Source organism: Paenibacillus bovis (assembly GCF_001421015.2).
Taxonomy (GTDB): Bacteria; Bacillota; Bacilli; order Paenibacillales; family Paenibacillaceae; genus Saccharibacillus; species Saccharibacillus bovis.
Genome location: NZ_CP013023.1, coordinates 4,375,286 through 4,388,497 on the forward strand (window position 1 = coordinate 4,375,286; position 13,212 = coordinate 4,388,497).

The following is a 13,212-nucleotide window of genomic DNA, read 5'->3' on the forward strand; positions in this document are numbered from 1 at the left end:
AACGTCAAGAGACGGTTTGGAAAATAATTCATATAGTGTTCAGATGTATAAAACTATAACTTCAGTAACTTTACTATCTTACATATTGAACAGAATTACCATGGGATCAGCCAAATTTTTATCCATTTAATCCTTGATCCTGCACAGCCCACAGACCAGGCTGCGAACCGGACAACTTGTACGATTGAACTTTTATACCGGTTTATTCGTATGTTCCTAAAGAATGGTTCACTTAAAACAGTTAATGGGCTTGATCGTCATGCATACTCATCAAGCTTATAATTTTCGCACAGGAGAGTGACTGGCATGCCTATCAAAGTTCTGCTTATTGAAGATGAGAAAAGTCTCGCCGATATGATTGCATTTTTCCTCCAGGAGGAAGGTTACGATACAGAGCTTATCCATGACGCCAAAGAGGCGATTAGCAAACTCCATGATTATCAGCCCGATATTATTGTGACGGATCTGATGCTTCCTGATCTGAGTGGCAGCGAGCTGGTACAACAGATTCGCAGACAATCCACTGTTCCGGTACTGATGATCTCGGCCAATACGATGCTGAATGAACGCCTCAAAGCGCTGGATAACGGCGCAGATGATTTTCTTTGCAAGCCATTCAGCCTCAAGGAGCTGGATGCACGGATCAAGGCACTGCTGCGCCGTAGTGGTCCACAGCGCCTGCACGGTTATGCAACAGTGTCCGCTTCTGCTTCCGAGACTGCGCAGATACCGTCCAGAGTATCGGTAAATGATTATCGTCACAGCTTGTTTGTCGAGAATCAGGAGGTCGAAGTAACCCAGATCGAATTTGCAATTATGCGGGAACTCTATCATTCCCCCGGCAAAGTCTTTACCCGCAATGAATTGATGGACCGGATCAAAGGCGGTGACCGTGCCTATCTGGAGCGTACGATTGATGTACATATTTCCAATCTGCGCAAAAAAATTGAACGGGACCCCAAAAATCCCGAGCACATCCTGACCGTATGGGGTACCGGTTACAAATATGTAATGTAAAAAGTAAATCAAGCTGTACTGGCAGCATAGGAGTAGGAGAACAGACATGAATCAATCTATCAAGACCCGTGAGCACTGGATTCCACTGGAAGTGCTGTACGTTATCGGTATTCTGGCTATATCATTTTCATCTATCTTTATACGCTGGTCCGACGCAAATGTATCGGTAATCGCCATGTACCGGCTGTATTTTACCGACCTGCTGCTGCTGCCGCTGGCGATTCGCTATTATCGCGAACTGTTCCGTATTCCGCCGAAAGTATGGCTGCTGCTATTTGTCTCCGGACTGATGCTGGCGCTGCACTTCCTGCTGTGGATGGGATCGCTGCGGCTGACGACAGTCGCCAGCTCCACAGTTATTCTGACACTGGAGCCGATTATGGTCGTAATCGGTTCGTATTTCCTGTTCAAGACAAAGACCAATCGCTATATGATTATTGGTATGGCGATGGCGGTAATCGGTTCTGTAGCGATCGGATTTGGAGATTTCCGGTTATCCGGTACTGCGCTGCAGGGAGATATGCTGTCCTTTTTCGGCACGATTGCTGTTGCTATTCATATGCTGATCAGCAAGCATATCCGCTCCTATATGGAGGCGCTTGTCTATAATTTCTGGGTGTTCTTTATGGCAGCAGGCGTGCTTGCTATATACAATTTGGTCAACCAGATTCCTTTTACCGGCTATGAAGCGAGGGATTGGGGTGTATTCTGGCTGCTGGCTCTGGTACCGACTCTGTTCGGTCACTATCTATTCAACTGGCTGCTCAAGTATATGAATGCCGGCGCTGTATCGATGGCTGTACTGGGCGAACCGGTCTTCTCTTCCCTGCTCGCTTTCTGGCTGCTGGGCGAGGCATTGACCGGTATGCAGCTGGGAGCCGGTACTCTGATCCTGATCGGTGTCTGGGTATTTATCCAGTTTGGCAAAGACAAAGAAGAAGCACTGGTGCCGCCGGATATTATGGCTCCCGAAGGCGAGACTTCCGAGCAGTCGGAGCAGCTAGCCCCTGTTTCCGGTAAAAATCACTAATATCCATACTGGAAAAGCAGTATTATTTCCAATGTGTTTCTATATGAATATAATGGCCTTTCTGAAGCCTTTGTTCTTGTACCGATAGAAAATCAAAAAAGCTGTCCCTCATCTCTACGATAAACAGGGACAGCTTTTTTTGGTAGGTAAGCGACTTGAACGAAATAACAACTGCCTACTCACTGCTGCATCTATTGCTTTGTTTGAACTCGCCAGATTATTTCGTTGGACGATGCCAGTTGGAACGGTACATCAGATAAAGGAAATACGGTGCGCCGATCAATGCGATCAGCAGACCCGAAGGAATCTCTGTCGGTGCAATCACCGTGCGTCCGATCGTATCGGCTAGTACCAGCATGACTGCGCCTGTCAGCGCAGACAGCAGCAGTGAACGGCGCATATGATGACCGGTCAGCAGACGCACCATATGCGGTGCAATCAGACCGATAAACCCAACCGTACCCACGCATGCTACTGCGCCGGCGGCAAGCAGCACGCCTGTCGCCATGGCTAGCAGGCGTGTTCGGCGTACCGATAGCCCGAGTCCTGCAGCACTCTGATCGTCGAACACAAGCAGTTCAAAGCGCCGTGCCATCCACCAGGCAACCGGAACAAGCAGCACAAGGAAGATCGCCATAACGGTGACCTGATCCCATGTACGGGCATATGTACTGCCGGTTAGCCATATATAACTGCTGCCTCCCCACAGTTTGCCCTGTACAATCAGAATCTGGATACCGGCTCCGGCAATCGCGGAGATTGCGATACCGAGCAGTACCACAGCGGACGGATTCAATCCTTTATTCCAGGAAAGGAAGAAAATAAACGCTGCCGCCGCTCCCGCTCCGACAATCGCAGCTACAGGTACAAAATACGCAGGCAGTGCAGGCCACAGGATCATAACCATCATCGCTGCCAGACCGGCTCCCGAGGATACACCGACGATCGAAGCGTCAGCGAGCGGATTGCGCACTGACATCTGGATCAGTACACCGCTGATTGCCAGCGCAGCTCCCGCTCCGGCTGCGACCAGTGTACGCGGAATACGGAACTGCAGCAAAGCGGAATATAGTCCCTCCGAGCTGAACAGTGAAGGCAGCAAATCTCCCAGCGGGATACGCAGACCGCCAAACATCGTACTCCCTACGATCAATACCACAGCCAGAAGCGTGAAAATGACTGCCAGACGACCAAACGGCCAGCGCTGTGCAGATGTCCCGGTACTCATCGAGGTTGCTCCTCCGATTCCGTTGGCTGCTTTCATTTTGACCAGTACGAGCCAGATCAGCCACGGTGCGCCGATCAACGCCATAACAGCACCGGTTGGCAGCTCCATACTGGAGTTGTGTACCATTTTGGCGAGCACATCTGCTCCAATCAGCAGTGCCGCTCCCCAGATAAATACACCCGGCAGCAGCCAGCGATGGGAACGTATGCCGCTCAATCGAACCAGATGCGGCGCCACCAGACCTACGAATCCGATCGGACCCACTACACTAACGATAATCGCAGCCAGCAGGACAGCGATCAGCAGACCGCCAGTACGTGCTATACCGACCTTTTGCCCGAGAGAGGATGCAGTTGATTCATCCAGATCAAGCACATCCCACTGTCTGGACAGCAGCAAGGCGCCAATGGTGATGAACACTACCCATGGCCAGGCATAATGGACACCGCTCCAATCATTCTGTACCAGCGTACCCGAGCCCCACAGGAACAACCCCTGCGTCTCCAGGGCAAAGAAAATATGCAAAGCACTTGTAAATGATCCCAATACCATCGAAATAATCATACCGGAGAGAGCCAGGCGCACGGGACTGGACTTGCGTCCACCAGCCATCAGATAAGCTGCCGCTGCAGCGATCAGCCCTCCCAGTACCGCAAATAGAAAAGGAGAATTACCTAGCAGCCCCGGGAACATTACGGTCCCCAGTACAACTACAAAATAGGCTCCTGCATTAATCCCCAGCGTATCCGACGCAGCCAGTGGATTACGGGTAATGGTCTGCAGCAGGGCGCCAGCAATTGCCAGTGCTCCTCCAGCCAGAATACCAATCATGGTACGCGGCATCCGCAGATCCCAGATCATATTATGCTCCAGTGTATCCTGCCGTCCGGTTAATGCTTCGATAACCGTATGCAGTGAAATCGCTGCTTCTCCATAACACAGACTTACGAAAAAAAGAATGACCAGTGCAGCCAGTCCGCCTCCATAGATGCTGATCATACGCCATGAATACGCCGAACCTGTCAATGGAACAGAGCTCATAACACGATCACTCCAACCGTCTGAGCGATATACACTATAGAAGAAACAGTGCTGTTATTCTTATGTATGCTTCTTGCAATCACTATTTCCGTCCCCCTGTATATATAAGCTTTATATGGATAATGATAATGATTATCATTATGGATTATGAAGCGCTGCCTTCTCTTTGTCAATGCAGAACATATACTTTGCATAAGAAATAAGCGACCGATAAATGGTAATACCGTGTGAGCCGTATTCACTCGTTTTTTTGGTACGTTTTTTATTCGGCAGACCGTAACACAGAATATAAAAAGCTGCGCTTCCGTCATTAACGGTTGCGCAGCCATTTCTCTGCTTTGCGATCTCTACCTGGAGAGCGAAGCGTCTGATCCCTATACTCGGTCCAAGGTGACAATTTGGTATAGGCTTCTGCTTCGATACGATCCATCGCATCTTCATAATGCCCGGACTTGAAGTCTTCGATCACCTCGATCAGATCTTCCCGATTCAGCAGCTTGACCCCGTTCACAGCGGCGAGTGTCTCGCAGGCTGATGTGAATCGTGCTGCAGAAGTGAGCACAATCGAGCGTTGAGCCTGATAATAACGCATAGAGCCATATACTTCCTGGACAGCATCCAGGCTGATTGCATTGCTTTCCTGATAACGCTTGGCCTGCAGCACATTGCGTACTCCAAGACGATCCGTAAAAACCAGATCTGCACCAAAGTCACTGCTGTCTTTGGTTTTGTATGTATCGTCATAGCCCAGTTCGCTAAACAGCCGGTACAAATATCGCTCAAATTCGGCACCCTCCATATGGTCAATATCCTGGATAGTGATCCGCCTCGGATCGAGTTGTTCTCGCCGAATACGCGCGCTCCGTCGCTTGGATCCACGGATTAGTAAGATAAGGATTAATAGGATGACGACTGCTGTCAGTCCGTACATCCAGAGCGGCTGTCCTATCCACAGATTATCTGTCATGTCGTAGTTGTCTCCTCTTTTGCTTGTTCATTGGTTTCTTATTCACCTGTATCTCGCAGTAACTATACCAGATACAATCGAGATGCGGAAGTGTAAGCAGCGGCTGGTTACCCAACTAATTTTTAGCTAGCCGCTTGGTACTGCTTGCTCCTTTATACTGCTTGTTCCTTTGCACTGCACTGCATGTGGACAGTTAATTCATATGTATTGGCTGCTCTTCAATGGACTAGTTTTCAGTAGTAGCTATTTTTCAGACTGCCAGCTTTTTTCGATCTATTCGACGGCTTGATGTCGTCAATTGTGTCATAGTCATTCACCTTCTCTCCATCCTTCAACCTGCTCGCAGCCCTTCGCACGAGCCTTGTTTTACAAGCACCTGTATCGATTTTATGGACACTCTCTATCGACTGGTATCAAGCTCTTAGGAGAACAATAGATCAGCCTGAAACACTATCTTTGACCTGTCACAATCTACTTCTTTTCTCTAGCTGTCATTATTTTCCTCTGGTTGACTGCCGATGAGTCCGGGTAAATGCAGTATTAGTAACATGTGCGAAATCATTTTTCAATCCAAGGAGGACAATTATATGCTGGGTAAAAAAACGATTTTCATTACAGGTGCAGGCAGCGGACTAGGCAAGGGCGCCGCGATCGGTCTTGCTCAAAAAGGACATAAAGTCATCGCTACCGTTGAAACGATCTCCCAAGTTCCTCCACTGCAGGACTATGCCAAGGAGCAGGGACTGAATATCGAAGTATTCAAGCTGGATGTAAACAACCCGCTGGATCGTGCACAGCTGGAGAAATATGATATCGACGTATTTGTTGCCAACGCAGCAATTGGTCAGGGCGGCCCGCTGGCTGAACTGCCGGTCGAGAATCTGCGCCAGATTTTCGATACCAATGTATTCAACTCCCTGGAGCTGGTACAGATTGCAGCACGTCAGTTTGTCGCCAAGAAAAAAGGTAAAATTATCTTTATCAGCTCCATCGCCGGACTGAGCGTAACGCCATATCTCGGCCCTTACTGCGCATCCAAGCATGCGGTTGAAGCGATTGCTCAGGCACTCAAGGATGAGCTGGCCGAATTCGGTGTACAGGTCGCTACGATCAACCCGGGTCCTTTCAAAACGGGCTTCAACGATATGATGTTTGCTGAGAAAGAAAAATGGTATGACGAGAAAACCAACTTTACCAAACGCTCCGACATGATGAAAGGCGAAAAAATGCTCGCCCAACAGTTCGATCCGCAGGACATGATCGACAAAATGGTCGAAATCATCGACGCCAAACATCATGCGTTCCGCAATGTATATCCGGAAGCTTCCGAGCAGCAGGTCAAGGAGTATCAAGCCAAGCTGTGGGAAGAACAAGTCTAAAGTAAAATATAATTCGATCCATGCTATCACAAAATGTAGATCAAGACTAGCGTAGCAATGCTGAAGCAGTACAGCAGCATTGAGACCGTATAGTAGCGCTGTGCTGTTTGAGTATATTTTAAAATAGTATTGGATTGCATACAGGAAAGCCCACTATATAGTGGGCTTTTTATGTAGAGCAGACCTTTTATTCTCTAATAATCTCTATTTTCTAAATAATCTTCTATCGTATTCTCTTTTCTGCTCTTGCCAAATATAATAAATGATTATTTCTATTATCCAGCTAGTAATACAGTGTAAAATAGAAATAGACTGAAAGCAGTAATTCTTGGTTCCCTATAGATTAACTCCGCTTATTCAACCGAAATCTATCCAATCTTTATTCATGGAAGGAGCATAACACATGCAAAATACCGTATCTATCAAATGGCTGCTCGCCCGGATGTTCGAACCGGATCTGGTTATCGCCGACTGCCGCTTCTGGCTGAACGATCCACTAGCTGGACGCCAAAAATATGCCGAATCCCATATTCCACGTGCAATCTATCTGGATCTGGAGGAAGACCTCTCCTCCCCCGTCAGCACTCACGGCGGCCGCCATCCGCTACCTGAGCCGGAACAGATGGCTCATATCTTCGGCCGTGCTGGACTGAGCCAGGATGACCGAATCGTGATCTATGATGATAATAACGTCATGAATGCATCCCGCCTGTGGTGGATGCTGACGTATCTGGGACACAATCAGGTGTACATACTGGAGCAGGATTTCAGCGCCTGGAAACAGGCAGGCTATCCGGTGACCGATGAGCAGCCGGTAGTCGTACCGAAAACATTCGAAGCGCGTCCACAGGCAGACATGGTAGTAGATGTCGATTATGTGCGTCAGGTGTCGGAACGACTGTCCGGATCGGGCCGTGCCGATGCCGGGCAAGCTGATAGTGTTAATCATACGGCGGCTAATCATACCGGCAGTAGTAACGAAGTAGACTCCACTGTACATCTCAACACGCCAACAGTACTGATCGACTCACGCGCCCATAATCGCTATCTGGGACTGGAAGAACATTTGGACAAAAAAGCAGGGCATATTCCCGGTGCAGTCAATTTTTTCTGGCAGGATGTGTTGACCGAAGCAGGAAGCTTGAAGTCTGCCGAGCAGCTAGAAGAGCAGTTTGCCGGGTTGGATAAAGATGCTGAGATTATCGTGTACTGCGGTTCTGGTGTATCTGCTTGTCCGAATGTGTTTGCTTTAAGACAGATTGGATTTGAGAATGTGAAACTGTATCCGGGGAGTTGGAGTGACTGGATTAGCTATGAAGAGAACCGGATTGGGAAGGGTGAGGAAAGCCAATAGCAATTAAATAACAAAGCCCGTTTACGATACGGGCTTTTTGACATTGAAGTATTATTCTTTTATATACTTTTAAATTATTTGACTTTTATTAACGAATTCAGGTTATTTACTGATTGTGTATAAAGAACATTCATATTAAAGTGTTAAAAAATGGAACAAATCACATAGAATAAAGGAGTGATTTCATGCTAGAAATTACAGGACAAGATATTGGCTCTTTAGACGATACCAATCTTCGAACTTTGATAGGATTACTATGTGAAGCGGAACTATATAAAGTAAATATTGCAACAATGGGAGTTACATATGGTGGAGATCAAAATGCTGCAGATGGTGGTATTGATGTTCGTGTAGAGGTATCTGCACCATTGAATGAAGATGGATATATACCAAGATCAACTACAGGTTTTCAAGTAAAAAAACCTGATATGCCTAGAAGAGCAATCCTACAAGAAATGCAACCACATGGGGAATTAAGAGAAGTTATAAAAGAATTAATAAGTAAAAAAGGAGCTTATATTATTATTAGCAGTCAAGGATCAACTTCTGATACTTCATTAGCTAATCGACGACTTGCTATGAGAAATGCAATACAAGAAAATGATCCTAACGGATATTTAAAGATTGATTTTTATGATCGCGAACGAATTGCGAATTGGGTACGCATGCATCCTGCTTTAATATTATGGGTACGTGATAAAATAGGCAACCCTATTCAGGGATGGAAAGGATTTGGGACTTGGACTCATCCAACAGTAAGTGATAATAACGAATACTTTTCTGATGAACATATCCGTCTTTATAATGTAGCAAGTAACTCTAAAAATAATGGTTCTTCAATTTTAGATGGTATAAATGATATGAGAGCTATACTTTCTAAACCTGGCTCTTCTATCCGTTTAGTAGGATTATCAGGAGTTGGAAAAACTCGCTTAGTACAAGCATTATTTGAAAAAGAAGTAGGCGAATCTGCTCTTAGTCCTTCACAAGTATTCTATGCTGATTTAGGAGACGCTCCACTTCCTGATCCACGTAACTTTGCAGAAAGGTTAATAACACTCAAAAAACCCTTAATTCTAATCGTTGATAACTGTCCTCCTAATTTACACAAACGATTAACTTCTCTATGTACATCTACTGGAAGTTTAATTAGCTTGCTCACTATAGAGTATGATGTGAAAGACGATCAACCAGAAGAAACTGAGGTTTTCCGTTTGCAACCTTCTTCAAAGGAAATAATTGAAAAAATAATTTTAAATCAGTTTTACCATATAACTAATGCAGGCGCTAGACTTATTGCCGATTTTTCTGGAGGAAATGCACGAATTGCCATTGCTTTAGCAAAAGTTATTAAACGGGATGACGACATTTCAAGATTAAGAGATAGCGACTTGTTTGAAAGATTATTTCAACAAAGAAATAAACCGGATAATACACTTCTTAAAGCAGCTGAAGTTTGTTCATTAGTATATTCATTTAGCATTGATACAAGTGAATCAGAACAAAATGAATTAACGTTACTTGGATCATTAGCAAGTTTAAATGTTAATGAACTATATGCTCAAACAGGAGAATTGAAACGCAGAGATCTTGTTCAACAACGCGGAAATTGGAGAGCAGTTTTACCTCCAGTGATTGCAAATAGACTAGCTGATAAAGCTCTTCAAGATATACCTTCTAATTTAATAAATAATTCTTTTTTAAACAAAAGTTCAGATCGACTGAAACTATCTTTTTTTAAACGATTAGGATTATTGCATAATTCTGAAATCGCAAAAAGTCTTATTAAGGACTGGCTATCAAAAAATAGTTTTCTTGGAGATGTAGAAAAATTCGGAGATGTAGAAGTCAAATTATTCTTGCATATTGCTCCAATAAATCCTGAACTAGTATTATCGACGATTGAAAGAATATTTGAGAAAGAAAGTCAGGCTCTGTTTTTATCTCGTGAGAATCCTTACTTCAGAGAATTTTCACAATTACTCAGACATATAGCATATGATGATTCTTTATTTGAAAGATCAATATTAATTCTTACTAATTTTGCACTTTCAGAAAAAGTTGATGAGAACAATGATTCAATACGTCGTTTATTAAAATCAATGTTTTATATTTATCTTTCAGGAACGCATGCTTCTGCTGAGCAAAGATTAAAAATAATTTCCAATTTAATTTATTCTAATCAAGAGGATAAAATTGAATTAGGCTTACTATTATTAAGTGCTACATTGGAAGCTTGGCATTTTATCTCATTTTACACTACAGAATTTGGAGCCCGAATGCGAGATTACGGATGGCAACCAAAAAATAAAGAAGAAATAAGTAATTGGTATGATATTTTTTTAGAATATTCAGTCGAACTAATTAGTAGTAATCATGTTGTAGCTTCAAAAGTCAAATCAATCTTAGCTGAAAAATTGAGGGCTCTATGGAGTAAAGCTTACATGCATAATGAAATAGAAGTTGCTGTAAAAACAATTTCATCACATAGTTCTTGGAACGAAGGCTTAATAGCCGTCAAAAGTATTTTAAAATTTGATAGTAAAAATATGAGTTCAGAATTGATCTCTAAATTAGAAGAACTAGTAATTATACTTGAACCTAAAAATATAGTTGAAAAAATAAAACTTTATACTCTCTCTAGCAGGAATTTTTATTTAGATTTACTTGACTTTGAGGATGTTCCTGAAAATTTGAATGCAGCTGCCCAATTATTAGGAAATCAAGCTGCTAATCAAAACGATATACTTTATAAGTTGTTACCAGAATTATTGGTTGAACACGGCTTAAGAATATTTGATTTTGGTAAAGGATTAGCACAAGCAAGTCAAGCACCTGAAGCTATTTGGGATATTCTACTAAGAGAATTGCAATCGATATCTGAAAACAAACGTAACCATCAAATATTACAAGGATTTCTAAATGGACTATTTGAATCTAATCGAGAATTATGTAACAATTATTTAGACGATGCACTTACTAATAAGACTCTTTCTAAAGTTTTCCCTTTACTGCAAATCAGCGTGGTTATAAATAAAAAAGCAATTGAACGATTAGAAAATTCATTAATAATTGGAGACGCTCCAATCTGGATATACAACAATTTAGCACTAGGCAGAATGCTTGATGATATTGATGACGATTCACTAATTAGTTTATTAAAGAAAATAGCTAGTAAAACTGATGGAAATGAAGTTGCAATTCATATTTTAAGCTTACTAACTCATGGAAAAAAGAAAGAAGAAATAAGTAAAAAAGTAGCTTTACTTGGACAAGAGCTTATAGTGAATATACCACTTTCAATTTTTCTTAGACCTGTTCAAGGATTGGATTACAAAATTTCTGAAATGATAAAGTACTGTTTTGTAGATGAAGCAGGCGAAAGAAATGCTTGGTTAGTCGCCAAAAAGATTTTTTCGGCTTTAAGCAACGGTGATATTTATATTAGAGATTTAGAGGACACTTTAAAGACATTAGCATCCGCTTATCCAATAATTTTCCTAGACACTTTTTTTGGTAAATCTGAAGAAGCTAATGATTATATAGAATTGTCATTTAGCATGAGCGATTTAGACTCTTCTTCAAATCCTATTTCTTTAATAAAAGATGCTATTATTCTTCAATGGTGTAAGTCTAATCCAGAAGTTAGAGAATTAGCTTTAGCTTCAGCTATTATACCCTATCAGTTTACAGAAAACCAAATCAGTTGGACTTCTTTGGCTATGAATTTAATTGAGAATTCTATAGATCCTATCGCAGTATTACAGAAAATAAAGCGAAAATTTAGACCAATGTCATGGAATGGTTCGAGAGCAGCCAAAATGGAACAATATATTCCATTAATAGCTATACTAGAAAGTAATAAAAATCATGTTATTGCAGAATGGTCTTCACAAGAAAAACTCAAGTTCCAATCTGAAATACTTACTGAAAGAAAATCCGAAGAAAAATACGAGAAAAGCGTTAATGAACGATTTGAATAGATAGAGGTTCCTAACATTTCAAAAAATCTAGCATTAAAAAAAAGAGCGATTCCAAGCCTAAATCAGGCTTGAGTTCACTCTTTTTCTATTCTATTTAACCTTACTCCCAGAGATGCTTCATCTCCCGATACCCAACATCCCATGCCTTTTCGTTTCCGTCCAACGTAATAGTAAGCACATCGGCTTGTTCAAAATAAGCCTCGAATAGCTCCGATTGATGCTTTTGATATTTAGAGGAATAGGACAAGATTTCCCGTCCGTCCACAGATACGCTTATACTTCCTTGAAAATCGTTTTGGTCTGGAATTCCATATTTCAAATAAAAGTAAAATTCTTTGCCGTCAAACTTGTAGCTATACGTTTCTGATTTCTTGCTGTTGCTGTCATATACATTGAATTGAGGAGTGATTTCTTGACCACCTATTTTAAAAGGAAGTAATTCGTTCTTGTTCGATGTCATTCCACTACTATTTTTCAATTCGCTCAAAGCAACAAACGGACCCGGACTTTTAGCAACAGCTTTATCTATTCCAGCACCGATTCCCCACGTCACAACCAATAGTAAAGCAACAGAAACGCCCATAGAGATAACGCTTCGCCAAACGGTTTTAGCACGTATTCCAATACGGTAAGCTGCGAACCCGATCACTGCTCCAGATAAATTTTTAAAAACATCGCCTAAATCAAAGCTTCCGAGTAAGGTCAAAGCTTGTATCGTTTCAAGCAAGAGAATAGACAACAGAAATCCGATAACGAATCGAGCAAAGCTAACTCGATATAGTAAGGGAATTAAAATGCCAAAAGGGATAAAAGCCGCCATATTTCCCAGACTCACCATATCCATTAGTGTTGGATGCAACAATTCTGAGGGACTAGGCAATTTCAAAAAATTATCAGGTAACAAAATAAATGTATACTCATCCGCTTCGGAATCACCTCTACTAAAAGCAAAAAACATAAAATAAACAATTAAGATTGTATAAAGCACGGTTACGCCGAAAATAAGCTTGCGTTGTTTTGACATCATTATCTCCTCTGGGAATCCTTTTTTAATACTATGTATACAAGACGGGGTTTCTTTTGCTTTTGTATCTATTTGCCAAGGAGATCGTGTAGAACAAGGAATCAAAGAACAAAAAGTCTCGTCAAATAGAAAAAGGGATTGACCCTGGTGATCAACCCCTTACATATTCATTTCCGTTATTTTGTTATT

General features: G+C 42.5%; 8 protein-coding genes. 5 read left to right on the top strand and 3 right to left on the bottom strand.

Annotated elements, in window-relative coordinates:
- Positions 1–306 precede the first annotated feature (306 nt).
- Together AR543_RS18580 and AR543_RS18585 are read left to right on the top strand one after the other, a co-directional pair.
- Entirely contained in the window at positions 307–1,017 is a 711-nt protein-coding gene (locus AR543_RS18580; protein ID WP_060535893.1) for a response regulator transcription factor, read from the top strand.
- A gap of 46 nt (positions 1,018–1,063) precedes the next feature.
- On the top strand, positions 1,064–2,047 hold the full coding sequence (locus AR543_RS18585; protein WP_060535894.1) for a DMT family transporter: 984 nt from the start codon (positions 1,064–1,066) through the stop codon (positions 2,045–2,047).
- Positions 2,048–2,264: 217 nt separating this feature from the next.
- Here the strand turns inward: AR543_RS18585 and AR543_RS18590 are convergent, their stop codons facing one another.
- Both AR543_RS18590 and AR543_RS18595 read right to left on the bottom strand, forming a co-directional pair.
- On the bottom strand, positions 2,265–4,316 hold the full coding sequence (locus AR543_RS18590) for an iron ABC transporter permease (protein WP_060535895.1): 2,052 nt from the start codon (positions 4,314–4,316) through the stop codon (positions 2,265–2,267).
- Between the two features lie 310 nt (positions 4,317–4,626).
- Positions 4,627–5,283, bottom strand: a complete 657-nt coding sequence (locus AR543_RS18595; protein ID WP_060535896.1) for a restriction endonuclease — start codon at positions 5,281–5,283, stop codon at positions 4,627–4,629.
- Between the two features lie 587 nt (positions 5,284–5,870).
- Between AR543_RS18595 and AR543_RS18600 the strand changes: the two genes are divergently transcribed.
- The 3 genes from AR543_RS18600 (at position 5,871) to AR543_RS18610 (ending at position 11,999) form a co-directional block, all read left to right on the top strand.
- On the top strand, positions 5,871–6,662 hold the full coding sequence (locus tag AR543_RS18600; protein ID WP_017811901.1) for an SDR family oxidoreductase: 792 nt from the start codon (positions 5,871–5,873) through the stop codon (positions 6,660–6,662).
- Between the two features lie 403 nt (positions 6,663–7,065).
- Positions 7,066–8,016, top strand: a complete 951-nt coding sequence (locus AR543_RS18605; protein ID WP_060535897.1) for a sulfurtransferase — start codon at positions 7,066–7,068, stop codon at positions 8,014–8,016.
- Positions 8,017–8,201: 185 nt separating this feature from the next.
- The gene (locus AR543_RS18610) at positions 8,202–11,999 is read left to right on the top strand and encodes a hypothetical protein (protein ID WP_060535898.1); all 3,798 of its coding nucleotides are present in this window, start codon (positions 8,202–8,204) and stop codon (positions 11,997–11,999) included.
- A 100-nt stretch (positions 12,000–12,099) separates the two neighbouring features.
- Here AR543_RS18610 and AR543_RS18615 read toward each other — a convergent pair whose 3' ends face one another.
- A complete protein-coding gene (locus AR543_RS18615; RefSeq protein WP_060535899.1) occupies positions 12,100–13,026 on the bottom strand; it encodes a VanZ family protein in 927 nt (308 codons plus the stop codon).
- Positions 13,027–13,212 lie beyond the last annotated feature (186 nt).